Below are 26,077 nucleotides of genomic sequence, written 5' to 3' on the forward strand. Positions count from 1 at the left end.
CACGTCAGAATTTTGCGCAATTTCAATGTCCTCAGGGTGCAGAATGAATTCAATCCATACGGGAAAAGTCGCAAGATATACCTCCGCGTTGAACGTCCTGAAAGAAGGCCATCGGTTGCGCAGCCTCAATTCGCGTGCAGGAATCGATTTCACGTCGAACGACTATCTGGCGCTCGCGAGCGCGCCGCGCATGAAGAAGGCTGTCTTGGCAGCGATAGAGGCCGGCACACCGATCGGGGCCGGCGGGTCGCGGCTCCTGCGCGGCAATTGCGAGGAACACGAAAGGCTGGAAGCTGAAGCTGCCAGGTTCTTTGGGGCCGAGACAGCGCTCTTCTTTGGCGGCGGTTATGTCGCAAATTTTGCGGTCCTGACGACGGTGCCGCAGAAAGGCGATCTGCTCGTTCTCGATAATCTGGTGCACGCGAGCATCCATGAAGGCGCGCGAGCAGGCCGCGCTGACTTTCGGATGAGCGCGCATAACGATCCGGGGGCGGTCGAAAGTACGATTCGTGAGTGGCGCGCAAATGGCGGAGTGGGTCGCATCTGGATCGTGGCCGAAAGTCTCTACAGCATGGACGGCGATTTTGCGCCGCTCGAAGAGCTGGTTGCGCTCGCCGACCGGTATGATGCGTTCCTGATGGTGGATGAGGCGCATGCTACGGGCGTCTACGGTGAGCAGGGACGGGGGCTGACCGCTCCTTATGAGGGGAGAGAAAATCTCCTGGTCCTTCATACTTGCGGCAAGGCGCTGGGTGCCGCGGGTGGGCTCGTCACTGCGTCCGGCGTGCTGCGAGACTTCATGGTCAATCGTTGCCGTCCGTTCATCTTCGCCACCGCACCGTCGCCGTTGCTGGCTGTCGCCGTGCGGGAGGCGATTCTGATCCTGCAGCAGGAACCCGAACGTCAGCAAAATCTGGCCAAGCTGGTCGCGTTCGCGCATCGGCAGATGAGAGAGCGTGGTTGGAAAAGTCCATCGGCTTCACAGATCGTGCCATACATCGTGGGTGACAATGCGCGTGCGATGCGGCTCGCCTCTGCACTTCAGGCTCGCGGCTTCGACATTCGCGCAATCCGCCCCCCAACTGTGCCGGCGGGCACGGCCCGTTTGCGGGTTTCACTGACGCTCAACGTCGTCGAAGATGACGTGCGCGCAATGCTCGATGCCTTGGTCGAGGAGACGGAAGGTGTACCTCGATGAGTTCAGGGATCGTGGTGACGGGCACAGATACCGGAATCGGGAAGACGGTGTTTGCCGCGGGGCTTTCGAACCTCCTCGGCGCGATTTATTGGAAGCCAATTCAGGCCGGCCTCGATGGAGAGACTGATACCGAGACCGTCGCTCGTCTTGGCCATCTCTCACCCGATCGGATCGTGCCGGAGTGCTACCGCCTTCGGACGCCAGCCTCGCCTCACTATTCTGCCGAGCTTGACGGAGTTCGCCTCGAAGCAGCTTCGCTCGATGTGCCAGATACCGGTCGGCAGCCATTGGTTATCGAGGGCGCCGGCGGAGTAATGGTGCCGCTGAGTAGCGACACGCTATACATTGATGTGTTCGAGCGCTGGCGGCTTCCAGTCGTGCTTTGCGCGAGCACAGCGCTTGGTACCATCAATCACTCACTGCTGTCGATAGAGGCTCTCCGAAAGCGTGACATCCCCATTCTCGGGATGGCCTTCATTGGCGAAAGTAATGCCGAGACACAGACGGTCATTCGCGAAATGGGGCGGGTGCGTTGGCTGGGGCGATTGCCCTGGCTCTCTCCCCTCACGGCGGAGACGCTGCAGGCCGCGTTCAAGACCTCATTTCGTGCAGATAGTTTCCAGTTGTATGCCAAAGAATAACTCTCCGATCTGGCATCCCTTCACGCAACACGCTCTTCAAGACGAGATGACGAGGGTTGTTCGGGGCAATGGGGCCTATCTCCACACCGCGGATGGTCGCCGTATCATCGATGCAATATCATCCTGGTGGGTGGTGACGCATGGTCATTGTCATCCACATATTGTGCGCGCGATTCAGCAGCAGGCAGGCAAGCTCAACCAGATCATCTTTGCTGGCCAGACCCACGATCCGGCTGAGGAAGTTGCGGCGCAGCTCCTGAAATTTGCGCCCCGCGGGCTCGAGCATGTTTTCTTCTCCGACAGCGGCTCAGCCAGCGTGGAAGTTGCGCTAAAAATGGCGCTCGGCTATTGGCATAATATCGGCAGGCAGCGAATACGCATTGTCGTGATGCAGCATTCCTATCATGGCGACACGGTAGGCGCGATGTCGGTTGGTGCTAGGAGCGTGTTCAACGCAGCGTACGAGCCCTTATTATTCGACGTGACCTCTGTCCCTTTCCCCGCAACAGGTCGAGAGCAGGACACGCTTGACGCCCTCGAATCTGCATGTCGAAACGAAATGCCGGCAGCCTTCATTGTGGAGCCTCTAATATTGGGGGCCGGCGGAATGCTGATGTATCCAGCCTGGGTGCTCACAGAGATGAAGCGGATTTGCGAAGCGTCGGATGTCCTGTTCATTGCCGACGAGGTCATGACAGGCTGGGGCCGCACGGGAACACTCTTCGCGTGCGAGCAGGCCAACGTCACACCCGATATCGTCTGTTATTCCAAGGGAATTACAGGAGGAGCGCTTCCCCTCGCGGTAACGCTCTGTCGCGCGGATATTTTCGATGCCCACTATTCAAAAGATCGGACGCGCACGCTCTTTCATTCAAGTTCATATACCGCAAATCCCGTGGCCTGTGCGGCTGCAAGGGCCAATCTGGATCTCTGGCAAGATCCCGAAACTCACGAACGCATGGCGGCGATTGCCGCGATGCAAGAACAGGCCATTGAGCCGTTCCGGGCCGATGCGCGCTTCACAAACGTTCGTCAAACTGGCACGATTACAGCACTCGATCTGAAGACGAGCGATGCGGGTTATCTGGCAGACATAGGTCCGAAGCTTCACGCCTTCTTCAGGAATCGCAATCTTCTGCTGCGGCCGCTCGGCAATACGATCTACGTGATGCCGCCGTATTGTGCGACAGCGGCAGACTTTGATGAAATCTATGCCGGCATCTGGGATGCCGCCGATGCGCTGGCAGGAAGGGACGCTTTGCGTGCATAGATGCCGCGAGCGCAAGTTTATTAACTGTTCCGATGATAGGGCGAGTATCGCGATCGCCCGCCGCGGTGAGCTGTGACCATCGCCATGCCCAGCTTCCGGTACGACACGCTGCTGCGATCGACGTTAAGCTGAAACGCTTCCTGCAACTCGTCCGTCCGGATGCTCTCGGATGGCCGTGATGTCGCCGCGCGCCAGCGCTGCTGTCGAAGTAGCGAGCAGATATTCCAGCGTCTCAGCGCGCTTAGTGACCTACCGGCCCGACAGAGCCGCCTGCCCCCACAGCGAACGGCGTCTGGACTTGGAGGCCCGCTTCTCTGATCTGTTGTGCGACGCTCTGAACCACAGGCTCCGAACCTGTGCCCTCGCGGCGCACTTCCTCATCTTCAGCCAGTAGCGGGCGTAGTGGCTCTCGGCCATGCGCTTGATCTGGGCGTCGGTGAGTGCCGGGAGGACGGGGCGTGCCGAAAGCAGGGGCTCGGCCGCCGCGATGGTCCGGTCGAAGTCGGCAAGAACGTGCGTTGCTACTATATTGGCCGCCCTGGCGTTCTTTGTGCCTAACGATCGCTTGAGGAATGCCTGCCTCTCGCGGTCTGAGTTTAGCACGCGGGCAACGGCCCCCTTGCAGGCGCTCGGGCACCTTCTGCTGAGCGTAGTACGTCCCGTGCCTATCCTTGATCAAATCAGCCCCATCAGCGCGCATCAAATACTGCGTCCAAGTGCTACCACCCGAGCGCAGCCAAAGCCATGGTTTGCGTAAAGTTTTTGATCTATCAGCGCTTCTAGAGCCGCTGGCGAGTGCAGCCGCAGCGCATTGAAAAAGCGGAAGTGTTTGCCGCCCGATTGAGCCGCTGTGTAGAGCATCACGGCGGGGAGCGCCCTGATGCACGGAGAACGCAGTGGGTTTCTTTGGGAGACCTCACAACTAAGGCTTGAAACTGCACCGGCACTTCAGCATACGGAGAGCATTCATGAGAAGGGGCGGGGGCCACCATGGCGAAGAAGGCTAAGAAAGCCGCGAAGGTTAAGAAGGCAAAGAAAGCGCTCCGTGTTCCTGCAAGGTCCACCGACTGGATGAAGCCACCGCGTAGAAAGGTTGCAAAGAAGAGATGACAAAGGAACGCAGTTCCGATCAGGGACAGTCTCGGCCAACACCACGACCTCAAGAAGACCGTCCGCGTCCGGCACAAGACGGCTGGACCCGAAAGGACTCAGGCCCGGGCAACAACACCCGAACCACGGACTGGAATAAGCCTCCCCGTAAGGACGACAATGAGTGAGCGACTGGTCGGAAGACGGGTACTATGACGTTTGCTTCGCGGTTGAGCGTTGCCGCCGCTATCACGCGAAGATGCAGTCTTTCTACGATTGGTGTTACAATCTCACGAGGGCTGCCACTGCGCTGACGGGGACCGCGAGCTTCTTTGTGCTCTTGGCGCAAGGTACGGAGATCGCGAAATACCTTACCGCCATCGTTGCCACGGCAGCCGCCTTGGACTCGGTCTTCCGGTTCAACAGGAAGGCACGGGCACATGAGGCGTTGACGCGCAGGTTCACCGACCTGAGTTCAAAGATTGCAGGCTGGGAACCGAATCCGAACAACCTCAAGAAGGCCCGAACGGAACGCCTTCGGATTGAGAAGGATGAGCCCCCAGTCCGAAGACTTGTCGACCTCCAAGCCCAAAACGAAGAGGCGAGAAGTCGAGATGTACCGAGTGAGCACATGGTGCCTTTGACTTGGTCGCAGCGCACCTTCGGGTATGTCTGCACGTTCGGCATGAAGAGGCTTGAAGAGTGGCAGGCTCAGAGGACCGCCACTATGCAAGTTGAGGTGCAGGCCGTGGTGGTGAGTGAGTCTGTTTCAGGAATATCAGAGTAGGTTTGCAGGCGCACACTGCGGACTGATTCCGCGATGAGGAGGGCGGTCGCATGGGACTTAGGGATGCATTCGTAAACGTGCTCGCGATGAAGGAGAGAGGCGCCCCACTCGTCGAAATCTACGACTACGTGCGCATCACGTCGGAAGAGTTTGGTGGTGGAACGTGGGAAGGCGACGAGAACGGCTTCGAGGTCCGCCTCATCGCCACAGGTGCTGCGATCAGCTTCAACGGTACCGACTATTCCTATCGGGTGTGAGCTGGCTAGGGAGCCATGGGGATGGCCGCTGATGGTACAGGCACGATTACGGCATGGGCGGTATTTAGTGCGATAGGTGGCTCGCTCACTGGGGCGGTGGTCGGTGGCACGATTAATTATTTTCTGCAACGTGCATCAAGAGCAGAAGCGAAAAAGCAAAGAGATGATGACCGATTGGAGGTCAGGCGTGTGCTGGCCTATTCGCTTCTCTTCAAGCTGATACGCGTAATTTCTGACTTGGAGACACTGCGCAAGGTGGCAGCAGAGTCCATAAGCGAGGCCAAAGCTTCTGGCCTAAACGGGGCACTTTGGCAGATGGTGCTTCCTGTTGCTAATCTGCCGGAGGCCGTCAACTTCACAGCCGAAGAGATGGGGTTAGTTCTTTCCTTGGATGACCAGACATTCAATCAGATTGCGGCGCTCGACAAACTCCACGAAAGTACGATTGCACTGTTTGATTCATATCGGCAGCAGCGTGAGGCGGTGACGGCGAAGTTCGGTGCGTCTATGCAAGGCAATATCGGCACAACGTACATGACTAGGGAAGATGCCGAATGGCTCGCACCTCGTACCACTGTACTCAACGGTCTGGTCACGGCAATCGGCGCGCGTGAACACGTGGACTACCCTTGCGGGCTACAGGCGCAGGGCGGTCCCTCTAAGCCTATGAAAGCTTAGAGTTTTCAGCTCTTCAATGGGTTGGTTTGCCGCTGGCGCTCCTAGCGACGGAGTGAATCCTGCGCAACTGCGTCAAAGATCGCTCAATTTATGCGCTAGCTGCCACCTGCGGCGCGAATCTGCAGCTAGACGACGTGATATGCCGATCTGCTAATCGTTCTTTGGACAGTCGACGATCGGTCAAATTGGCGAAGCGAACACGCTGAGCCTGACGATGCGAAAGACAAAGAACGAAGAGCAACTGCCCGGCCGCTTTCGTCACGGGACGACGTCGATTCGGTCTCTTCGTTAGCCTTGTTTAACAAACCCAACAGAGGTGCGAATGGTCGGCATCTCCCCGAGCTTACGTTTCGAGCGTGCTGATCAGCAACTCACCGAGAATGATCACGGATTGATTGGCAATTTGATGCCCGCCTCAATGACTGCAATACGGCTCGTATTGCCAATTCTTCGTCGACTTCGGCCAAGCCTACGAACCAAGATTGCCATGCTTGGAATCGTGGGCGTGCTCGTCACAGGGGCGACTTGCATCGTGGGGCTCAACTATGTTGCGCAGGTGCAGCGTGAGGCAGACCAGAGTATCCATCTTCGCGCTCACCTGGCGGCACTTTCTGAAGCGTTTCTTGAATCGCAGCAGATTGCGCTGGAGTTTCTCCGCAAGCACGACGAAGCGTTGATCGCGCGGCACGCCCAAGGCATCAGGAAGAAGCTGGCCGACCTCGATCAGATCGAGAAGTACGTTGCCTCCTTGCCGGAGGGCGATCCCCTGAAAGACATATCGTTCCTGCGCGCCGGAATCGGCCTTTATTCGACTCGTTTCAACAACATCGTGTCAGCCCAGCGCGTGCTCGGCTTCGCCGAGAATGATGGCCTCCAAGGCAGGCTGCGCGACGCGGTGCATCAGGCCGAATTCCGGCTTGCGCAGTTCAATCAGCCGCCGCTAACCGTGTTGATGCTGATGATGCGACGGCACGAAAAGGATTTCATCCTGTGGCGCGAGGAGAAGTATGGCGATGAGCTGGACAAGCGGGTCGCCGAGTTCGAGACCACGCTTGCTGCCTCTGAGTTGGCGCCGGCCGTCAGGACGGAACTGAAGTCACTTATTCAGTCCTACCGGTCGAGCTTCGTGGCCTTTCTGGTTGCGCAACAGGCATTGGATGACCAGGTTGATGATCTCGGGCAGATCTACGGCCGGAATCGTCCTCTCCTGTTGCAAGCGATCGCGGCAGCTGATGCCAGCGCTGCCGCTGCGCAAGAGCGCGCATCCCGCATTCGACAGATGCTGGGCTGGGGAATTGGGCTTGCTACTCTCGTAATCGGCATCGTTGCCGTCTTTGTCGGGCAGGGCATGGCCCGGCTGACCACCCGAATGACAGCAGCGATGCGCCAACTCGCGGCTGGGCAATTCGAGGTGACCCTGCCCGGACTTGGCCGTTCGGACGAGATCGGTGAAATGGCGCAGGCCATGGAATCGTTCAAGCTTAAATCAAGAGAGAAGGCGCAAGCCGAGCTTGCAGCGAATCTGGAACAGGATCGCCTGGCGGGGATACGACGGAAAGCGGAGCTGGAGCAGCTCGCTAGGACGTTTGAGGATGCGGTGAGCGGCGTCATCGACACACTGTCATCCGCCTCTACTGAGCTGGAGGCTTCCGCTCGCAGCCTGACGGACACGGCGCACAATACACAGGAAGTCTCTGACAAGGTCGCCTGCGCCTCAGAGGCAGCGTCAGGCAATGTTCAGGTTGTCTCTGCACGTACCGCGGAAATGATGGCCTCTGCTATGGAGGTCGGACGCCAGGCCGAGCAATCTGTAGAAATCGCTAAGGGCGCCGTGCGTCAGGCGGAAGAAACCGACCAAAGGATAAAGCACCTGTCGGCAGCTGCACTAAAGGTTGGTGGCGTGGTTGAGCTGATCGCCACAATTGCCAGGCAAACAAACCTTTTGGCTCTTAACGCAACAATCGAGGCTGCGCGCGCGGGCAAGGCCGGCAGCGGCTTTGCCGTCGTGGCGCACGAGGTAAAGTCGCTGGCAACACAAACAGCCAAGGCGACCTCGGAAATTGCAGAGCAAGTCGCAGATATCCAAGCAGCCACGGAGGAGTCGGTCGGTGCCATCACGGAGATCGGCAGCAGTATCGGCAGGATCTCGCAAATCGCATCGACGATTGCTGCTGCGATCGAAGCGCAGTGTACGGCAACCAATGATATCGCGCAGAATATCCAACATGCTGCAGAAATGTCGACGCAGGTCGCCAGCAACATCCGACAGGTCGCAGGGAGCGCCTCGAGCACGGGGGCGTCATCTTCGCAGGTGCTGACCTCTGCAAATGCACCGGCCAAAAGCAGCCATCGTCTCAAACTGGAGGTCGATGGCTTTCTCGTTGGGGTCAGGTCGTGATCATTTGAAACTCCTGCAGAGCTATTTGACGGTATGATTATTTTCTCTCACAGGGGATTTCAGAATGCCCCGATCCCCATCCCACTTTTCTGAAGCAAGCAGCGGCGCAGGGCTGGAAACTGTGGATCCTTGGCTCGAACAACGTGCGGTATCGGCTGCCGAACACAACGTTGGTCGGCATATTTGACAGTTTGGCCGTTGCCGAGGCTAGGCTCGAAGCGGCCCGGTTGGCAACAGAGAACGAAATGGGCGGCACCGTCACGACGAGCAAATGGATTGTTGCGGAATACGGACCCACTCGGTTCAATTCTGACGAGCGGCAGAGCGCGTAAGACTCTCGCTCGCCTGTATGGGACACGAAATCAACCGACCAGTGCCTACGAGATGACGCGCATGAATCTCTCCGAGGACGAAATGGAGGTTGTTGCCGAGGGCGATTCCTGCCCGGTGATGGCAAGCTTCTCGGTTCGGGCGATGCCTCCCCTCTCTTGGGCTTGCCAGAGCTCAGCGAATTACCATCTGGCCAAAATGTGGGGTTTCTGGCTTTGGCTGCTCACGTGGATCGGCTTGCGAACCCGAACATTTCGCACGATGCGCGTCGCCGACATTCCGGAAACGCTTGAGGGCGGAAAAAGTCTATGTCGCCGGCGAAGATGGTTATGCCTGGTCAGCCGCTATGCTTTGTCCTGGCGGCTGCGGCAAGATCTTGGAGATGAACCTGCTGCCGGACGCACTGCCCTGCTGGAAGAACAGCGAGTCACCTGCTGGTCTGGCGACTCTTCATCACTCTTTGTGGTTGAAGGCCGGCTGCGGGTGCCACTTCCTTTTGCAGAATGGCAAGGTGCGGTGGGTCTAAGGCTGCTTTCACGAAACACTATCCGCGAGGGCTCGATAACCGCATGCGGGACCAGAACGGTGATATCCGCAAAAAACGGTCCGACACCCTCGTGCGGACCTTGCGCGACGAATACGGCGACGGGGTTGCACAGGGCTAGCCTCGCTCCTTGAAGTCGTCGAAGGATCAAAAGTCATTCGTACCTGGCGCGTAGATAGTCGCCGTGCAGACGTGCAGCTTCCTGGCTTGAGATATAGCCCGCCCGTCGCAACGCGAGCAAAAGTAATGCCGGCTCATCGAGCGTAACGTCATCGCCAATAAGACGCGTGTAGCGCGACGATCTGGGAGAGAGGTCGCATTGCCTCGCCGGGAGCAAGATTAATGAGGCAACCGATCACACTCGGGAGCATCGATATGTGAGGCAATACGCACTCTCACTTTGATTGCCGCGCCGCAGACGCGTGACGTGACTTCCAAACACGTCAGACGCGGTCTGATGTTGCGTCACGCGGTAGCGTTCGGCTAATTCACGAATTTCCAAGGCAGCGGTGTTTTTAGAGACCTGACTCATTCCCTCAATGTAATAGTTTGATCGTAAAGAATAAACATATGCTGAGATAAAATATTTAGAATCAATGGGTTGGCTGATGGAGGTCTATGAGAGACGGTCAGCCCCGATCCGGTGAGAGAAGAAACACACCAGCGCCGCGGCCGCGGGCGGCGTAGGCGGAGACGTAGTTGTCTTTTTTATCACCATTGACAATTTTCTATCGCCTTCCCTACGAAGCGACTTTAGGGATGCGGGTCAGTTGACGGATCGGAGACTTAAGATGAGCCACATTTCGGAACCGCCTGTTGAACGCGTGACCATTCCAGTGCTGCAGCGGTGGAAAGGGGAGAGGCGGCGTGCCGTAATGACCACTGCTTACGATGCAGTGACGGCACGCATCGCCGACCCCATCGTCGACATCATCCTTGTCGGGGATAGCGTTGGCAATGTCTGCCTCGGATTTGATAACACGTTGCCGGTCAGCATGGCGATGCTCAACCATCACCTTGAAGCTGTGGCGCGCACAAAGCCTCATGCCTTGCTTGTAGCCGATATGCCCTTTCTTAGCTTTCACCTCAGTCCCGAGGAGACGATCCGCAACGCCGGAGGATTCCTGCAGCGTGGCGCCGACGCCGTGAAACTCGAGGGTGGAGCCAAGCGCGCCGAAATCGTGCGCGCCCTCGTCGATTGCGAGATTCCAGTGATGGGCCACCTCGGCCTGACGCCGCAGAGCGTCAACGTTATGGGCGGTTTCAAAGTGCAGGGTCGGAACGCCGATGATGCCTTACGTCTGCTCGACGACGCCCAATGTCTGCAAGAGGCCGGATGTTTCGCTCTCGTCCTGGAAGGTATCCCGGCAGAGCTCGCCACCCGAGTGACTGAGACCCTGACAATACCGACGATTGGAATCGGGGCTGGCCCCAGTTGTTCGGGCCAGGTACTTGTGTTCCACGACGTGCTTGGCCTGACTGAAAGCCATCGGCCAAAATTCGTCCGCACCTATGTCGAGGGTTTTCGCCTGTTGCAGGAGGCGCTGTCACGTTGGGCCGCAGATGTCCGCGATGGAGCATTCCCGACAGCACAAGAATCCTATCGGCTTCCCCAGGCCTTGAGCGATGCAATCGCAAACTGGGCGCCTTCCAATCCAACCTGAGATAAGCTCAATATGCAAACAATTACGACGGTCGCCGAGCTTCGTGCCACTCTCGCAAAAGCTCGTGACAAGCGTGTCGGCTTTGTCCCGACGATGGGTTACCTGCACGACGGCCATATGGCATTGGTCGAGGGGAGCCGTGCGCAATGTGACGTCACGGTCTTAAGTATATTCGTCAACCCCACTCAGTTCGGGCCAAACGAAGATCTCAGCACCTATCCGCGTGCCTTTCTGCGGGACCAGAAGCTGTGCCGTGATCCCGGCGTAACCATTGTTTTTGCTCCGGATGCACAAGAGGTCTATCCCGCTCAATTCGAGACCTTCATCGAACCTGGCGAATTCGCAAAACCCTTGTGCGGGGCTTTCAGACCTGGACACTTTCGTGGTGTCGCCACCGTCGTCTGCAAGCTGTTCAACATTGTGCAGCCGGATATCGCATTTTTCGGTCAGAAGGATTTCCAGCAATGCGCGGTCGTGCGGCGCATGGCCATTGATCTCAATCTTCCTGTCGAGATCGCTACAGTGCCCACGGTGCGGGAGCCGGACATGCTTGCCATGAGCAGCCGCAATCGCTATCTCAATACAGAAGAACGTCGGCGGGCTCTTGCGATCAGTCGCGGTCTGCTCGCGGCAGAGGCCGAATTTCGCTCAGGCGAGCGCGAATGCGAGAAGCTTATCGCGATCGCCAGGCGGCATTTGAATGAAGTCGACCGGCTGCAGTACCTCGAACTCGTCGATGTCGACACGCTTGAGCCGGCATCAAATCCCTTGAGCCATCCTGCTGCTCTGTGCGCCGCGGCCTACGTCGGCTCGACGCGGCTGATCGATAACGTCATCCTTAAGCCGCAAGTGAGTGCGTAGTACGAGCGATCGGGCTCGACTGACGATATCGGAGCTCAAGCGCTCTGGGCGGCAAAAAGGCGCGACCACGACGCGCGCAATGCCCTCTGCTGAGCATGAGGGCGAGTGCCCACAACATCAAGCAAAGGTGAAACAGGCGGCCAAATTGAGGCGCGGCCATACTGTTTTCTGCCCGTTCGATGGTGTGGGCCAACTTTGCAAGCAGACGATGAACGGCTGAAGGTCCTCCACCTCACGCTTTCCAATCGGGCCGGTCCCGTCGTGCGTAGGTCTTGCGATGATCCTTTTGCCGTCGGCAATGTCGCTTTTTCGTACCCTGTTTTCGGTCGGACCACATTTGATCCGCCGTGTTGTCCGCATTCCTGAGGAACGCAACGCGCCTCAGCTTCGCCAAGGCAGCCACGAAGGCGACGTCTCAGCCGGCCCGCGATGGACCATGCTGATCGAACCGTTCGAGAAGGGAATCGATCGCCGCCCTTTGACAGGCGAAGGCGGCGCTAACTCCACGCCACTGCTGCTGGATGCATCCTCTCGATCGATTTTGTTAAAATCCGTCGAAAATTGGAGATTGAGCGCAGGATTTGGGCTCGTGTGCGCTATCAATTGCACTAATCGAGATTGAATTACACGTATAGTCAGTAATCTCGGCGAGGCCCTCCAAAGGGTGGTTGCTTCGTCAAATCGGTGCACATCAAACGCCTACACGCCCGGTGTCCGTAAAGGCCGGAGGCTTGGCGCTGGCCGAAGTCGCGCGTGCCGCGGCTGCTGTGCCGAGGAAAATGCCGGGGAGGGACAATCCACCTAACGCCGACAGGAGGCGAGAATGCGTAATGGCTTCCATAATTCGGAGCATGGTTCAGCAAGGTGCTGTGCGATCTGCGGCGGAAGGTTCGGTCTGATTCGCTACTACTGCTGGCGAACGGCTCTTTGTTCCAAGAAATGCGTCGATCGTTTTAGGGGGCGGCGAGAGGCCGATCAAAAATGGCTTAGCTGGTTGCGAGCGGCCTAGCTCCGGGCATCGAGTGCCACATGGACGGTGCGAGGCGGCGTTCTTTTATCCGGACGCCTCCCGAGTTGTGAGGCCGGGCCATAGGCATGTTATCGCGAGACGATCCTTAAATTCCCTTCGAGATTGGCCCGGACTCAGCAAGCGATCTGCGGTTGGCTCGAGATCGGCGCCACCTCGAATCCAGGGATCGCTGATAAGATCTCAGGCCGGATGGAGAACGGGCCACGCTATGAAATTCATCCTCGTGAATCACAGGACCCCGCACGGCGTCGGAAGCTGCACCGCATGTTCGCGGTCGTTGGGTCCTGGTTACGTGCGCGATGTGGTAACGCGGAGAGGATATTGCGACTACAATTGCTATCGATGCGGTCACTTAACAGACATCGCCTTCCATTACCGTACAACGTGCGCCTTCCTTAGGCACGATACAAAGGATCTCATTCCTGTTGGGTTCGCGGCCTTGACGACGGCCGCTTCATTCTGGCTCCACGTCGGAGTGGCCACCATTTCATGGATCAATATGGTGGCGTGTCCTGCCAACCCGTCTAAGTCTGAAAGACCTCCGTCCGCTTAAACTCGGAAGAGTCGTGTCGACCGCTTCACTGCGGTGGTGAGTGCACAGTTGAACTGGTTGGGAGCTTGCGTGATGGCAAGGACGGCGACCAGGCGGCAAGTCGTCGATGGCGATGCGTTCCTTGGCTGATTTGAGCTTGCTTCGCATCGCAGGTGACGTCTTGCGGCGCTCGCATCTTCTTCTTTTCGAAGACGCAAGATGCGTGTATAAGACATAAGTCACAATGTACGCGAGTTCTTTTCTATTTTCCGTTTCAGTAAGGATTTTTCATGAGGACACGTTTGTGGATCGCGCTGGGCTGTACCGTGCTCTTTGGGGCGCCCGCCAAGGCGTGGAACAACTTCGGACATATGGAGGCAGCTGCGCTAGCCTGGAGCCAGCTGACACCCGCCGCCAAGCAGGAAGCCACGCGCCTTCTCAAGCTCAATCCTCAATACGATGGCTGGATCCAAGGCGTGCCGGCGAGCCGGCGTGACCAAGTCGCGTTCGTCAAGGCGGCGACGTGGCCGGACCAGATCAAATCGCTCAGCGACTACCACAGCGATGGCGAGAAAAACGGCGATGTTGCGCCGCAGACGCCGGAAGTGTCGCAGAACATTGGCTATGCCGATCACTTTCGCCACAAGTACTGGCACTTCATTGACGAACCGTTCTCGACAGATGGCACCTCATTGCAACGACCGCAATCGCCCAACGCGCAGACTCAAGTCGCCGTTTTCAAGAAGACGCTTGCGGACAAGACGGCATCGGACGACGTGCGCTCATACGATCTTTCCTGGCTGCTGCATCGCATCGGTGACCTGCACCAACCGCTGCACGCGACCTCTCGCTTTACGCACGCCGAGCAGGATGGCGACGCGGGCGGGAACGACGTGAAGATCAGTTGCACCAAATGTGGAAGCGCCAGAGAGCTCCACGCGTTCTGGGATGGGTTGTTAGGGCCGACCGGCGCGCCACCGCAGGATGCGATCGACGCCGCGGCGGATCTTCGTACGGTGGACAGCGGTTCGACTGATGAGAGCGACTGGATCCAGGAGAACTTCGAGATCGCCAAGAAGTCAGTGTATGCACCGCCGATCCGCGGCGGCAACGGCCCCTACAAACTCACCCAGGCTTATCAGTCGAGGGCCCACAGGATCGCCAACCAGCGGATTGCGCTCGCCGGCGCCAGGATCGCGGCAATCCTCAACGACGCATTCAAATGAGCGTCCGTCTGGGTGCTCATCATAGCTCGTTGTGTAATGGTCCGGCATGAACATTGCAGCTATTCGTTTTCACGGCAGCTTGCCGGATCTTTTGAGCGGGAACGTGCATGCCAGGACGATCGCGTCTTTCCATTGAGGCGTATGACAGCGCCTTCGAAAAAAGTCGCGAATGATACGGTGGCGCGTTTCCTGCCATTTGGTAGCGGCTCTCGCATTGGTTGCTCGCGCTGTGCGGGGCCGCCGCTTCTGGAGGCGGCAGCCCTTTGCCGCGAAGGCTCCGCCTACGCGAAACATCGGCATTCCCGCGACCGCGGCCAGAATGGGCGCGGTTAATATACGGCGACAAGAAGCTTTGCTCGTTAGTCTTACCGATCAAGGTTTTTGCTATCCGATGCTGCACGCTGTGGTGTGATCCGATATATCTACCAATTCAGGGCAATTATTCATTTGAGAGATCGATGTCGCATTCAGTTGAGTTGATCGTCAATGGCTATGTCAGACTAAACGATCGTGACGCGCTGCAGGCCCTTCTTGCGCATCGGCGGGAGCTGCTGAGGCAACTAAAGAGCGTCACCGGCGTCGACCCAAGGCAAGCCGTTGCGCAAGTAAGCCAAGAAATCGCAGTCATCGAAGCTGGACTTGCAACGATCGCGCCAGAGTGACGCGGGCCGGCCGTTCAGTGGAGGCGAGCAACTTGGTATTGTCTGCGCCGCACCATGGCCCCCACGCCCATGCGAGCTACAGCGACGACTAGCGCGAGCAAGGTGATCAAGAGGCAGGCGTAGAAAAACGGCGGAAAGTAGCTTGCGCAATCAACGTTCAAAACGAAGCGCCGCGCGGAGTATATTGGCGCGACGACTTCGCCTTGGATGGACCCGGACGGGGCAATTTCCGGTACGTGGAGTGTAGCCGCCCTGCAGCACGGCCGCAATCATGCCCTTGCATTAAGCTTGATGTCGTCGCTGCAAGTTAATTCTGGAGCCGCCCATGGCGGTCGACGTGGGTTGAGCGCGATGTCAGCGAGGATGAAGAACATATCGCCGGTTGGATAAGGCGCTTGCGATGATGAGACGCGGCGGAGACGAGCCAGACTTTGCTGAAAGGCAGAAGTTCCATATTCAAGATCGCGCTGGGCTTTGGTCGCGTTCTCACTCGCTCGTCCGATTAGGTCGATCGAGAAAGTCAAGCGCAGTGTTTATCTGCTCGAGCTGATGCTCGATCTTCTCGCGCTGCTCAACGTCTATGGTCAAATCAAGTTGCTCGATGAGCTTTTGCTTTCGAGCGAGAAGATTTCTGATGACCGTCGTCATCTGACCTCCGTTGCAGGTCCCAATTAATCGCGGGATGCGGCCGGTTCTTCACCTTAATGCATGCCTCTGCCAGCCGTGATAGGACGGCTCCGATGCTTAGAGACAACCACTTCGATGGCCCACACGGCACTCGGGCGCGCGGCCGCGGCAACACGCAGAAGCAGCGCCGCATCTAGACTGCAAAGAGGATCGGCCTGATGCATAGTTAGTTTGATTGTGCGTGGCCCCGTTTGGGAAAGAATGACATTATCTGCCTGAAGAGGGTGGTGGCGTCTGATTTGTGCGCGTTGGCAGTATCGGATATTCGATCCTGGGTAGACGCCCGTTCAGTGATTTAAGAAATGCAACAATATCGTCGTTCTCCTTCTCGCTGAGCTTGGTGCCGAGCTGGACTTCGCTCATAATTCCTACGGCTTCCTTGAGAGTCCAAACCTGACCCGAATGGAAGTAGGGAGCCCGCAAGGCAACGTTGCGCAAGGGGGCGACGCGGAACACGTATTCGTCGCTGGGGGCCTTGGTGACTGCGAATCGTCCCTTGTCGGCCGCAGGAAGCAGTTTGATGTCGGGCTTTCCTATCACACCAAACGGGAAATAGTCCTGTCCGCCAATATTGAGGCCGTTATGACAGGAGGCGCATCCTTTGTTCATGAACAGCTTCAATCCCGCCTTTTGCTGATCATCCAGAGCGTTGGCATCACCATTCAGGTACTGGTCGAACGGAGCCGCCGGTGTAGTGAGAGTGGCTTCAAACGCCTCGATCGCTTTCGCAAAATTGTCGAAGGTGACCGGCGGTGTATCATGCGGGAACGCTTGCTTGAACTTTCCGATATAATCTTCCATCGAGTTCAACGTGCTCGTCACGCGATCCGGGGTCGCATTCATTTCGGCGCTCGCCTGAACGGGTCCCTTGGCTTGGGCCTTGAGGTCCGGCGCGCGTCCGTCCCAGAACTGCGCGACATTAAACACTGAATTGTAGACGGTTGGCGCCCGACGAGCCCCCTTTTGCCAGGCGTGACCAATGGAGGTTGGACCGGCGTCGACGCCGCCGGTGCCAAGATTGTGGCACGTATTGCAGCTAATGACCCCACTCGCCGACAGGCGTGGGTCGAAAAACAGCATCTTGCCGAGCTCGGCTTTCTCGACGGTGACAGGATTGTCCTTAACCGCAGGGATAGCAAAGGGAATTGGTTTGAAAATTTTTCCAGCGGCCATCATCAATTCGTCATTCGCAATAGCATGGGATGAGACGAGCACTAGTACGGTAGCAATGGACACCTTGCGCATCATATGAGACTTCCAGTTCGTTCGACGCCACCACCGAACAACGTTGCGTCGGAGGGCGCTCACTAGATGGTCGCCTGCAGCCATGCAGAAACTGAGCCAACCCTCGCGACTGAATCGCTGCAGTGTTTCCCTTTCGATGTCGGCTTGGCGACACATTGGCAGCAAGCCGACACTGGTACGCTCAGCATGGCGCGAAGCCTGTCGTTTTGCCTATCTTCGAGAAGGCTTCAGGCGCTTCTCTAAGCGGCACGTCGATTGCAAGAGTAGTGGACATCGCAGGCACTTGCCGCGCGTGTTCAGATGCAGCTTGCTCCATTGGATCCCAATCGATGTAACGGACGCCGTACCATTGATGTGGTCCCGCCAATTGAAACGCCACCGAGTCCGTCGCCGGCGCTGTCGCTCCCAACAAGTAGCTTTGGTCTACCGCGTTTGGTTTGGAGAACGGCGGATACGTCTGTGACATCGAGATGGTGGCGCGCTCTTGAGCGCCGCGCACCATGACATGCAGGTGACTTTCTACATCCGATGGCACGCCTACCCGCAAGCTGAACCTTGAGGCAAGCGTGAAGGAGAGCAGAGGTTCTCGTGTCTCAAGCGAAGTTACTTGAAGTAATCAACCCATCACCGCCGTCGAACGCAATTGGCCAGCCTGCGCGTCGTCACCCGAAAAACCTCAAGGTACCGGAGCGCTGCGTGCGGCTCACCAGACGCTCCCGCAATCGCGATGTGGACGCCGAAGGAGCAGCAGGGGCGGCGAGCGCCGCCGGCGCCCCGCTGTTCCGCAACCCTGCGCGGCTGAGTTGCCTAACGGCGTACACCTGCCTCGATTTCGCAGCCTTTCGTCAACTGGCTATTCGATCATTGCGAGGAGAACCATGAGGTATGTATTTCGACACCGGTCCAGCGCGCTTATCAGCGCCGCGGCATCGCTGTTCGCTGTTGCGAGCGCGCACGCGCAAGGTCGTCTTACCGAGCCAGCCTCGCGCGTCGTGCTGTGTGTCGAGCACAGGAACAAAGACTGTACAATTGATTTGTGGAGGGCAAACTCGATGGAGAGCGGCAAGTTCTTCCCCGCCATGAAGGGAGGGTTGTTAGACCCGATCGCGCCGACCGATGTGCAGAACGCGGCGCCACCAGAGGACGGCCGCATCGCCGGCAGCAGCGTGCGCGGGAACGTTCCTTTGCTCGATGAGCAGACGCCGACGCGCTGGGAAAAGGTTCGATTACGCTCCGGCGCGAAGCAGAAGTTCAGGTGGGAACACAGTTTGGCTCGCATGACACGGCGTTGGAACTATTTCATCACGCGGATAAACTGGAATCCGTCTTCTCCGCTCACGCGCGCGCAGTTCGAAGTAAAGCCATTCTGCACGATTCAGAATCCCGGCCAGCCGTTTTGGGATCCGAATGCCAACCTTATGCCCCAAGAGCCTATCGTCCACATGTGTGAGCTGCCAAGGCGCACCGGCTACCACGTTATTTTGGCGGTGTGGGAAGTCGCCAATAGCCCGATGGCGTTCTATCAAATCGTTGACGCGACGTTCGAGGAAAGGAGATCGTCGAGCGCAAGTGGCTCCGAGTAAAGGGCGCCAGACGGCACTTGGCCGACCTGCACAGATCCACTACAGCTAATTAGCCGATTTTTGCGAAGGAAACGCCGAAAGAAGCTAATTGATTTCGACTTCGACGGCGCTGGTTATAGCCGGGCCTTGATGTGGAATGTCAGCGCCTTGTCCTTGTTCGTTTTTGTGCGCCTCTCCCATCACATCAGGACTGCCTCGCGCCAATTGGATGGTCGATCGTATTCAACCTAACTAGAGATTTGCCGCGCGACGAGGAAAGGTCGCCGCGCGGCGCGCTTCACGCAGGCGCTAAACCATTTTCAGCAGGTCAGCGCCGCAACAATTGCTGGCGCGGCGATGCCGGGCGTCGCAAAGGGCGATGCGCTCGCGAGGTTCGTCACCATGTTCTGTTCGCGTTGATCATCATCAATCTTTCGCTATCAGCGCTGTTCGACAGCTTTCTTGATCCCGTCGTCAGTCTGTATCGGTACCGATGTCGCTCGCCGGCGCACCGACATCACCATCCGGCGCCCAAGGGCGACACCGAGCCCGTGCTCTATCCGACCCCACATGATCCAGCCCGGTCGGGAATACGCTGCAGGCGCAGGCTGCGATCCTAAGCGGCCGGCGCGTGTCCATTTCATTTTCAGCGGCCAGATTCGAACAATGCGTGACACATGCGTTCATCGCAGGCGGCAGGTACCTCGATTCGTGGGTGCTGTTGCCGTCAAGGACAGCCTGGTTCCGCGAATTCGTCCGCGAGCCGCCCGGTCGAGCGAGCGATGGTCGCACGATGGAGGAGGCGTACTTCCATTTGAGTTACGATTTCGGCTTCAAATTGCGAAAAATCGCTTAGGGTGCTTGATGTGACAAATCAAAGGGGAGCGCAGAAGGTTGACATTTTTGAGTAACTCTCTCGGGTAGATGATTGGCGAAGAGCGGGCGCCAAACGCTTCGCCTCTCTGGGCAAAGTGTAGCTGTGCGCGCGACGTCCTGTCCTGTGATCTTACGCCAAGCGGGACGCCTCCTGTAACATGATCTCCCGCATCCAGATGCTTGCCGGATCATTGTTGCGAAGAGCCGGCCACTGCACAGCCATCGTAAAGGCCGGTAGCGGCATTGGAAGATCAACGATCTGAAGCCGCATCACGGTTGCGAAGTGTCGTGCCAGCCGTGAATGCATCGTCGCGATCCGCTCGGTGCCCAGCAGCAGGGGCGGGATCAAGCTGAAGCTCGGCACCACAACCTCGATACGCCGCTTGTGACCGTGCTCGAGCAGGAGCCATGCCTCGATCGAAGGCCTGCCCGCTCGTCCGAACTGCGCCACAACGTGCCCCATCGACATGTACCGCTCGAAAGTGAGCTTGCGTGAAAGCTGCTTGTTCATGCCACAACCCACGCAGACCAGAGTCTCGTCAAACAGCTTTGCCTTGGGGTGCGCGTCTGACATGTACATTTCCGGAAAGATCAGGAAATCCACCTCGCCGCGCTGCAGCGGCTCGTCCGGTTCGTCGTCAAACGGAAGCAGCTCGAACCTGATGCCGGGAGCCTCGCGAGCAACACGCGCGATCACCTTCCCGAAGAACACCAACGCCATAAAGTCAGACAGCACGACCCGGAAGCGGCAGTCCGATGTGGCCGGGTCGAACGTGTCACGCGCGGCAATCGAGAGTTGGATGCGCAGCAGCGCTTCGCGGGCCGGGGCGGCCAGCGCTTCGGCAAGCGGCGTCGGAACCAGTTCGCGACCGCGCATCGTGAAGAGATCGTCGTGGAAATAGGCACGCAGTCTGGTGACGGCCGCGCTCATGGCCGGCTGGCTCAAACGGATGCTGCGCGCTGCCGCTGTCAGGCTGCGCTCGGTCATCAGCGCGTCGAGCGCGACGAGAAGATTCAGATCGAGGCCCTTGAAACGCATGTCGCATCAACACCACGGATATGCTTCATAAAAACACTCGAATTTACCTATGTCTCGGGTTTCCACAAGCCGGAAAAATCTGGAAAGGACACTCTGGCGCAGACCGATTTCGATGCGCCGGTCATCGGCGGCGGGCAGAAGGGCCTCACGGAGGCCGCGTCGTTGGGGCAAGTCGGGCACCGCGTCCGGGTCGTCGAGCGGCGGCCGTCTCTCTGTTGTTGTTGACGCACATCGACGGTGAGAGTGCAATGCTGCTCAACTTACCATGCGACATCGAGGAGGCGCTCAGGAATTCCTCGTGGATCGGATCCTACATTTCTACAAGTGAAGGTCGCCACTCGTCGGCGCAGATCATGACCTGACGTGCCCGCGCGAAGAACGGCGCAAGGACGTTCTGTGATGCGCTATCATCTCGACACCAACATCATCGGTATCGTCGGCAAGCCGCGGCCGCCAGAGTTTGCCGCAAATTGCGAGGGCGGATATCGTAGGCGGGGGCAGGAGACGATCCGCAAAAGGCGCCGGCACAATATCCAAAGGCGCCAAAAGATATTCGGGACCTGGGGGCCATCGATGTCGCCGATTGCACGTCTCTTTTGCTCGGCCGCCGCATCGCCGTCCGGCGTCAACCGGACACTGTTGCTCTCGAAAGCAGGCAACCTCGCCGGTATCGGCGCAGTATCAGCGCCATGAAGACGGACGCGTCGGACGCGGCCGGGGGGATGGCTAAATCCGCCGGCTGTAATGTTTTTAGTTTCGATGCGGCGATCGATCGCCACCGTGATAGACGAGTACTACCAAAGCGCCGACTTAGACCGAGAAGTTTGGTGCTTGAGGCCCCCGAGGCAGCGATAGAGCAAGCTACCGACGACGAAGAGTTACGGGCGGAGACTCGCGCTTTGCTACAGGATATTCTCGGTGCCAAGCGGGCCAAATGAAAGCGCCGTCGATGACGCTGGCGTGGCCGTGCTTGACCGCTGCGCGCTGGAAATCAGCGGCGGGCGGCTCCAGAACGATCAGAAACTGCATTGCACCCGTGATAGGTTTCGCCCGTTTTTGGGCTGAGGAAAAATGTGCAGTCGTGCGTACGTTTTGTGCGCGAGCACCCAAGCGCTTGCAGCATTGTGGCACGGCACCTGGGGGTTTATGTAATGTATGATGTTGCTGCGGCGGAGGCGGCCGCCACAAAATTGTCGGCGGTCATGGGCGCCGACGTGCTACTTTATAACGGTGAGATCACGTTTAAGAGCAGTGGCCGCTTTATCGATCTGATTTGCGCCCGAAGGCGAAAAAAGAAACTCGTTCTGATCCTCGTCACCCCTGGCGGGGATCCTGATGCGGCCTTCAAGATCGGGCGTGCGATGCAGGCGAAGTATGATGAAATTGCCCTCTTTGTGCCGGGATGGTGCAAGAGCGCGGGAACCCTCATCACTTTGGCTGCCAATGAGATTTATATCGGCGACCGTGGTGAGTTAGGCCCCCTCGACATTCAGATCGCCAAATCCGACGAGATCTTAGAAATGGGGTCGGGGTTGACGGTCGATTCGGCGATGAAATCGCTGGAAACCACAGCGGCGAAAATGTTCCTTAACCTGCTAGTAACCATACGCCGCGACACTGGCGGCTCCATTACGACGCGGACTGCTGCTGAATTGGCATCCACGATGGTGGTCAAGCTGCTCGACCCGATTTACCGCCAGATTGACCCGATGAAGATCGGCGAAAACAGCCGCGCCATGAACATCACAAAGAATTATGGAGCACGACTCAGTTTCAGGTCTGGCATTCTGAAGGCACAGCAGGGCCTCGACTTCCTTGTATCTTCGTATCCAAATCATGGCTTTGTGATCGATCGCACGGAGGCAGCGCTCCTATTTACTAAGGTGTTGGAACCAACGACAGAAATGCTGGGCTTGACCGAGGTGCTCAAGGAAGCCGCTTTGACGGTCCGTACTTCATCTGACGGTTCGCCAACCATCAAGTTTCTTTCTTCAGAAAACCCAATAAAAGAGCCTGCAAAGCCAAAAGAGCCTGTTAAGATATCGAGACCTAAACCAGTTAGGACCAACGCCAATGCGCTCAGCCGACCTGCTCCCCCCGCCAAGTCAAAGGGAACCGTCGCTCCGAGGACAGGGGCCAACGGAAAACTTAATGGCTCTGCTGCAAGCAGAACTGGCTGATCGACTGCTTGTCCCGCCCAAAGTGTCTTTGCCACCTCATGGCAAAGAGACGAACGCCTCGGTGATTCCGAGGCGCCGCCAGCGAAAATAAGAGCGGCTCGAATTTTGTAAGCCCGGCCTCCATCCGGGTTTTTCTTATGTCGCACAGTGCCGTTGCTAATAACCAGGTCCACTGAGATTGCCGTTCGGTTTGCCCCCTCTGAGGGTGTGGGCGGTAGCTACATCGCGCGGTTAGCAAGCGCTTGACGTGGCTGTTGCCTTGGCTTCCTGCCTCGCTCATGGGCTCGGTGATGGCTTGTTTGGGAAGGCTGCATTCGATCTAATTATTTTGCTCGCGATGAAGCGGACATCTCAGGGCTGTTGCAGAGCCGGGGATATACAGTGGTTGAAAACTCGGCTCTGCTCATTGCTGCGGCCCCTCAGAACGGGAGCTTACAGAGCCCATCGGAACGCGTCACGGTAGAGACACAAAACCCGGGAATGGTCCGACGGATGCAACCCGTGATCGCAGGGATATCCATGCCGCCTCTCAACAATCCAGTCGTCGCCAATCTGGCGCCCGCCGGTCCCGACCTTTTTACGATGAAGAGCACGTCATCACCTATCTCCGCATGCTTGATGCCGATGCGGAAGGCGCCGATTGGCGCGAGGTATCGCGGATCGTCTTGAGCATCGATCCGGAGCGCGGGCCTGAACGGGCTCAGCAGGCGTTTTGAAAGCCATCTTGCGCGCGAAATGGGTAGCCAACAGCGGATATAGTCAACTGCTGCGGCGAGGAAGGCCTTCGCAGTCTCACGGACCCTTGGAGAACGCGGAAAGCCGCCAGTCCAAGCAAAATGGCCGGCGGACGTCGCGTCACGCCCGCTCCAGGCGCGGCACGAACCGCGGCTCGATGCGGACCGCCGCATACCGTCGGGCCAGTAATCGGGGCTGAGCGCGACGGAGCGGCTGCCATGGTAGTCGGAGCAGTAGAACCTGGAGGCCGCGCACGCACAACTCGCGGATCGCCGAAGGTGATCTTTTGGGCCCCGCATGCCGCCATCAAACCGGCGCCGGCATTGTCTGGCAAATTATCAACGCCTTGTGTGCCCGCCCGCCGGCGAGCAACTGCGGGTCGTGCGTGGGTAAATGTCTCGCCAGGAGACCTAATCAGCGCCTTGGGCTTAGAGCCGATTGAAGATGCGCCCATCGCTTTGTTGCGGAAAATCCGGCCCCCTGGCGCTGAAAGGCATCCGAAGGGATGCTGTTCAACGACAGGGCGTTTTCAGGCTTTGCGTTTGAGGTGATCGGCGAATTTGATGATTTCGGAGAAGTGCCGAGCGCGTTCCTCGTCCTCTCTGCGTTCGCGATGGGCGCAAAGCGAGAGGATGCAGCTCGTGCTAAGTTCGTCGAGCTCGTTTGAGACGGAGGCCGAAGGGGTTAGGTCGAAGCTGAGCTGTCCGTCCATTTTGCTGGCCATTGGACTTATCCCGCCTGAATTAAGTTCTTCTCTCTTAGCCTCGTTACAACTACTGCCTCAAGCGTCGGTAGCGCTTCCAAGGTCTTATCGAAACGCGGCTGAGAATGCCGGGGATCTATTGCCGAGAGGGCGCCTTTGGACTTGCGGCTGTCTCGGGGGACCCTGAACAACTTCAAAAACCGGGCGGGCGCCACACCATCATACGGAAGCACGCGAACCTTATTTGTGTCCGACTCGTCTTCGGTGATTGCATCATCATGAAGTTTGGTTGCCAAACTCTTTCGATAGGGTTCAATGAAATAAACTTCCGAGATGCCTGCAGCAACGATATGCCTAGCGCAGCTGTGGCACGGATACGTCGTCACGAAAAGCTTGCTTTTCGCCAACGCCGCCCCGTTCCTCCCGGCATTGATGATGGCATGCATTTCGGCATGAACTGAGCGGGAAAATTCGATGAGGTTTTTCAGCTTTCCATTTGCAAGAAGTGCGTTTTTTGCTTTTTCCTTGTCCGAGTCCCCGATTGCCTTCGCTCCGACGAGTTCGTCGACGAGCAAATCGGCGATCAGGTGCTTCTCGTCGTCGTTGTAACATTTGCCGCCCTTGTTCCAGCAGCGAAGGTCATGGTCGGCCTTCGGGTCGCCGTTGGGGTCGGCTGCGTAGAGGCCGCCGCCGAACTTAGGGACATCGTTCCAGCCGGTCGCGATCACGTCCCCCTGCGCGTCGGTGATCGCGGCACCGACCTGACGGGATAGGCAGGCCGAGTTACCCGCAGCTGAGGCGGCAGCGTACATTGCCGTTTCGGAGTACGTAGGCGTCATTACCTTGACCCCCAAGATGAGGTTCAGAAAGCGTTCGACCCGCGCCCCCACTTGGCTGCCGGAATTCGAATCGATCCGGAGGAAGAAGTCGGCGTTTGGGAGGGTATCCCTGACAGTCTGACCGTGGGCAAACTCTTCGCCCGAGTCGCGGTCGATGAGCGTGTAGATCTGCTGTAGGGTCATGCCTTTCTGCTCGAGTGCCTTGGTCCTGCGCGATTGAGGTGCGTACACTCCCACCACGTAGACCATGTCTCGATAGACCAACCGCAGCAAATCGAGTTCCTGCTGATTCTTGATCGAATCGATGATGTGGCACACCCGCCGCGGCTCGAATGTTTCGGATCCGTCCTTCTTTTGGTGTTTCTGCCGATCGAGGGCGATTTCGCTGACCGCGAGTTCGGCTAATACGCCGGCGCCGTGCCTTTCCCGGAGTTCGTCGCCTTTATCGATCAGGTATTTGACGCGCTTGAATTCGTTCCCGGACGGTGCCGATCCGCTAAGTTTTTCGATCTGACGGCTGAGTTTCAGGATCTCGGCATAGTCATACCCGAAGCTCTTCTCCAGGCACTCCTTAAACGCCTTGGCGACCTCGTTGATAGGCGATCCGATTGGACCGCAGAGGGCGATAACGAGTTCACTCGTATGGGTGTCTTTGATCTCCGCGACGTTGTCAGTGTTGCTCGCGACTGTGATTTTGGCCGCGCCAGCGCCCTTTGCTCTAGCCATCGAATATACACCCTGAAATTTCGTCAAACCTTCGGCAAAGCTTTAGACGCCTCCAAAGACTCCTGAGTTTTGCAAGTAATTCGTACGCCTCAATCGGGGAGGGACCTTTTGCACTGCAACCAGGACGATCAGCAGCGTTGATGGGGCGTGGGACGCCGCCTTTCTGCTAGATCAGCTTGGGTTCGGCCGCGTTATCGCGCGCGGTGGGTCTCCCCGCCGTCTGGCGCAGCTTCGTCGACCAGCATCATCCCTCACGTCAAACCAGAAGCCCGTTTGTTGCCCACCAGAACAAGGGTTCTCAAAAGTGGGTAACTAAGG

General features: G+C 57.8%; 20 protein-coding genes and 1 pseudogene. 17 read left to right on the plus strand and 4 right to left on the minus strand.

Features of this window, described 5'->3' with window-relative positions; all coding sequences use genetic code 11:
- Nucleotides 1–43 precede the first annotated feature (43 nt).
- From ACKWRH_RS06695 to ACKWRH_RS06755, 13 genes are all read left to right on the plus strand, one after another.
- Nucleotides 44–1,198 (plus strand): 8-amino-7-oxononanoate synthase, encoded by a 1,155-nt coding sequence (locus ACKWRH_RS06695; protein WP_445219826.1) that lies wholly within the window; start codon nt 44–46, stop codon nt 1,196–1,198.
- Nucleotides 1,195–1,839: a dethiobiotin synthase gene (gene bioD / locus ACKWRH_RS06700; protein ID WP_445219827.1), complete on the plus strand. Its 645-nt coding sequence runs from the start codon at nt 1,195–1,197 to the stop codon at nt 1,837–1,839. The genes ACKWRH_RS06695 and bioD overlap by 4 nt, the downstream gene beginning before the upstream one ends.
- On the plus strand, nt 1,826–3,109 hold the full coding sequence (locus tag ACKWRH_RS06705; protein ID WP_445219828.1) for an adenosylmethionine--8-amino-7-oxononanoate transaminase: 1,284 nt from the start codon (nt 1,826–1,828) through the stop codon (nt 3,107–3,109). Before bioD ends, ACKWRH_RS06705 begins: the two co-directional genes overlap by 14 nt.
- A gap of 1,273 nt (nt 3,110–4,382) precedes the next feature.
- Nucleotides 4,383–4,985: a hypothetical protein gene (locus tag ACKWRH_RS06710; RefSeq protein ID WP_445219829.1), complete on the plus strand. Its 603-nt coding sequence runs from the start codon at nt 4,383–4,385 to the stop codon at nt 4,983–4,985.
- A gap of 50 nt (nt 4,986–5,035) precedes the next feature.
- Nucleotides 5,036–5,242, plus strand: coding sequence for a hypothetical protein (locus ACKWRH_RS06715; protein ID WP_445219830.1), 207 nt, complete (start codon nt 5,036–5,038; stop codon nt 5,240–5,242).
- A 21-nt stretch (nt 5,243–5,263) separates the two neighbouring features.
- Nucleotides 5,264–5,920, plus strand: a complete 657-nt coding sequence (locus tag ACKWRH_RS06720; protein WP_445219831.1) for a hypothetical protein — start codon at nt 5,264–5,266, stop codon at nt 5,918–5,920.
- Between the two features lie 322 nt (nt 5,921–6,242).
- Nucleotides 6,243–8,318 (plus strand): methyl-accepting chemotaxis protein, encoded by a 2,076-nt coding sequence (locus ACKWRH_RS06725; RefSeq protein WP_445219832.1) that lies wholly within the window; start codon nt 6,243–6,245, stop codon nt 8,316–8,318.
- A 712-nt stretch (nt 8,319–9,030) separates the two neighbouring features.
- Nucleotides 9,031–9,174: a DUF6527 family protein gene (locus ACKWRH_RS06730; protein ID WP_445219833.1), complete on the plus strand. Its 144-nt coding sequence runs from the start codon at nt 9,031–9,033 to the stop codon at nt 9,172–9,174.
- Between the two features lie 809 nt (nt 9,175–9,983).
- Complete coding sequence (panB, locus tag ACKWRH_RS06735) at nt 9,984–10,856, plus strand: 3-methyl-2-oxobutanoate hydroxymethyltransferase (protein ID WP_445219834.1); 873 nt, start codon at nt 9,984–9,986, stop codon at nt 10,854–10,856.
- Between the two features lie 12 nt (nt 10,857–10,868).
- Nucleotides 10,869–11,717, plus strand: coding sequence for a pantoate--beta-alanine ligase (gene panC, locus ACKWRH_RS06740; RefSeq protein ID WP_445219835.1), 849 nt, complete (start codon nt 10,869–10,871; stop codon nt 11,715–11,717).
- Between the two features lie 277 nt (nt 11,718–11,994).
- Nucleotides 11,995–12,339, plus strand: coding sequence for a hypothetical protein (locus ACKWRH_RS06745; protein ID WP_445219836.1), 345 nt, complete (start codon nt 11,995–11,997; stop codon nt 12,337–12,339).
- A gap of 1,230 nt (nt 12,340–13,569) precedes the next feature.
- A complete protein-coding gene (locus tag ACKWRH_RS06750) occupies nt 13,570–14,505 on the plus strand; it encodes a S1/P1 nuclease (protein ID WP_445219837.1) in 936 nt (311 codons plus the stop codon).
- Between the two features lie 458 nt (nt 14,506–14,963).
- Nucleotides 14,964–15,167 carry a hypothetical protein gene (locus ACKWRH_RS06755; RefSeq protein ID WP_445219838.1) on the plus strand — a complete coding sequence of 68 codons (204 nt, stop codon included), beginning with the start codon at nt 14,964–14,966 and terminating at the stop codon, nt 15,165–15,167.
- 486 nt (nt 15,168–15,653) lie between these two features.
- On the opposite strand, the gene ACKWRH_RS06760 is transcribed toward ACKWRH_RS06755, so the two are convergent.
- The gene (locus tag ACKWRH_RS06760; RefSeq protein ID WP_445219839.1) at nt 15,654–15,815 is read right to left on the minus strand and encodes a hypothetical protein; all 162 of its coding nucleotides are present in this window, start codon (nt 15,813–15,815) and stop codon (nt 15,654–15,656) included.
- Between the two features lie 246 nt (nt 15,816–16,061).
- Entirely contained in the window at nt 16,062–17,102 is a 1,041-nt protein-coding gene (locus tag ACKWRH_RS06765; protein WP_445219840.1) for a cytochrome-c peroxidase, read from the minus strand.
- 875 nt (nt 17,103–17,977) lie between these two features.
- Here ACKWRH_RS06765 and ACKWRH_RS06770 point away from each other — a divergent pair.
- Nucleotides 17,978–18,682: a lytic polysaccharide monooxygenase gene (locus ACKWRH_RS06770; protein ID WP_445219841.1), complete on the plus strand. Its 705-nt coding sequence runs from the start codon at nt 17,978–17,980 to the stop codon at nt 18,680–18,682.
- 282 nt (nt 18,683–18,964) lie between these two features.
- Nucleotides 18,965–19,172, plus strand: a pseudogene (locus tag ACKWRH_RS06775) (hypothetical protein); the annotation flags it as partial.
- A 495-nt stretch (nt 19,173–19,667) separates the two neighbouring features.
- Here ACKWRH_RS06775 and ACKWRH_RS06780 read toward each other — a convergent pair.
- Nucleotides 19,668–20,576, minus strand: a complete 909-nt coding sequence (locus ACKWRH_RS06780) for a LysR family transcriptional regulator (RefSeq protein WP_445219842.1) — start codon at nt 20,574–20,576, stop codon at nt 19,668–19,670.
- 1,151 nt (nt 20,577–21,727) lie between these two features.
- Here ACKWRH_RS06780 and ACKWRH_RS06785 point away from each other — a divergent pair.
- Nucleotides 21,728–22,756 (plus strand): SDH family Clp fold serine proteinase, encoded by a 1,029-nt coding sequence (locus tag ACKWRH_RS06785; RefSeq protein WP_445219843.1) that lies wholly within the window; start codon nt 21,728–21,730, stop codon nt 22,754–22,756.
- Nucleotides 22,757–23,996: 1,240 nt separating this feature from the next.
- Complete coding sequence (locus ACKWRH_RS06790) at nt 23,997–24,158, plus strand: hypothetical protein (RefSeq protein ID WP_445219844.1); 162 nt, start codon at nt 23,997–23,999, stop codon at nt 24,156–24,158.
- A 62-nt stretch (nt 24,159–24,220) separates the two neighbouring features.
- On the opposite strand, the gene ACKWRH_RS06795 is transcribed toward ACKWRH_RS06790, so the two are convergent.
- Nucleotides 24,221–25,759, minus strand: a complete 1,539-nt coding sequence (locus ACKWRH_RS06795) for an anti-phage dCTP deaminase (RefSeq protein WP_445219845.1) — start codon at nt 25,757–25,759, stop codon at nt 24,221–24,223.
- Between the last annotated feature and the right edge of the window lie 318 nt (nt 25,760–26,077).

Source organism: Bradyrhizobium sp. Pa8, assembly GCF_052588265.1.

What these genes read in the sequence shown, in the direction of transcription:
- ACKWRH_RS06695 (WP_445219826.1), top strand. Translation starts at nt 44, where the DNA reads ATGAATTCAATCCATACGGGAAAAGTCGCAAGATATACCTCCGCGTTG.
- bioD (WP_445219827.1), top strand. Translation starts at nt 1,195, where the DNA reads ATGAGTTCAGGGATCGTGGTGACGGGCACAGATACCGGAATCGGGAAG.
- ACKWRH_RS06705 (WP_445219828.1), top strand. Translation starts at nt 1,826, where the DNA reads ATGCCAAAGAATAACTCTCCGATCTGGCATCCCTTCACGCAACACGCT.
- ACKWRH_RS06715 (WP_445219830.1), top strand. Translation starts at nt 5,036, where the DNA reads ATGGGACTTAGGGATGCATTCGTAAACGTGCTCGCGATGAAGGAGAGA.
- ACKWRH_RS06720 (WP_445219831.1), top strand. Translation starts at nt 5,264, where the DNA reads ATGGCCGCTGATGGTACAGGCACGATTACGGCATGGGCGGTATTTAGT.
- ACKWRH_RS06725 (WP_445219832.1), top strand. Translation starts at nt 6,243, where the DNA reads ATGGTCGGCATCTCCCCGAGCTTACGTTTCGAGCGTGCTGATCAGCAA.
- ACKWRH_RS06730 (WP_445219833.1), top strand. Translation starts at nt 9,031, where the DNA reads ATGAACCTGCTGCCGGACGCACTGCCCTGCTGGAAGAACAGCGAGTCA.
- panB (WP_445219834.1), top strand. Translation starts at nt 9,984, where the DNA reads ATGAGCCACATTTCGGAACCGCCTGTTGAACGCGTGACCATTCCAGTG.
- panC (WP_445219835.1), top strand. Translation starts at nt 10,869, where the DNA reads ATGCAAACAATTACGACGGTCGCCGAGCTTCGTGCCACTCTCGCAAAA.
- ACKWRH_RS06745 (WP_445219836.1), top strand. Translation starts at nt 11,995, where the DNA reads ATGATCCTTTTGCCGTCGGCAATGTCGCTTTTTCGTACCCTGTTTTCG.
- ACKWRH_RS06750 (WP_445219837.1), top strand. Translation starts at nt 13,570, where the DNA reads ATGAGGACACGTTTGTGGATCGCGCTGGGCTGTACCGTGCTCTTTGGG.
- ACKWRH_RS06755 (WP_445219838.1), top strand. Translation starts at nt 14,964, where the DNA reads ATGTCGCATTCAGTTGAGTTGATCGTCAATGGCTATGTCAGACTAAAC.
- ACKWRH_RS06760 (WP_445219839.1), bottom strand. Translation starts at nt 15,815, where the DNA reads ATGACGACGGTCATCAGAAATCTTCTCGCTCGAAAGCAAAAGCTCATC.
- ACKWRH_RS06765 (WP_445219840.1), bottom strand. Translation starts at nt 17,102, where the DNA reads ATGATGCGCAAGGTGTCCATTGCTACCGTACTAGTGCTCGTCTCATCC.
- ACKWRH_RS06770 (WP_445219841.1), top strand. Translation starts at nt 17,978, where the DNA reads ATGAGGTATGTATTTCGACACCGGTCCAGCGCGCTTATCAGCGCCGCG.
- ACKWRH_RS06780 (WP_445219842.1), bottom strand. Translation starts at nt 20,576, where the DNA reads ATGCGTTTCAAGGGCCTCGATCTGAATCTTCTCGTCGCGCTCGACGCG.
- ACKWRH_RS06785 (WP_445219843.1), top strand. Translation starts at nt 21,728, where the DNA reads ATGTATGATGTTGCTGCGGCGGAGGCGGCCGCCACAAAATTGTCGGCG.
- ACKWRH_RS06790 (WP_445219844.1), top strand. Translation starts at nt 23,997, where the DNA reads ATGCTGTTCAACGACAGGGCGTTTTCAGGCTTTGCGTTTGAGGTGATC.
- ACKWRH_RS06795 (WP_445219845.1), bottom strand. Translation starts at nt 25,759, where the DNA reads ATGGCTAGAGCAAAGGGCGCTGGCGCGGCCAAAATCACAGTCGCGAGC.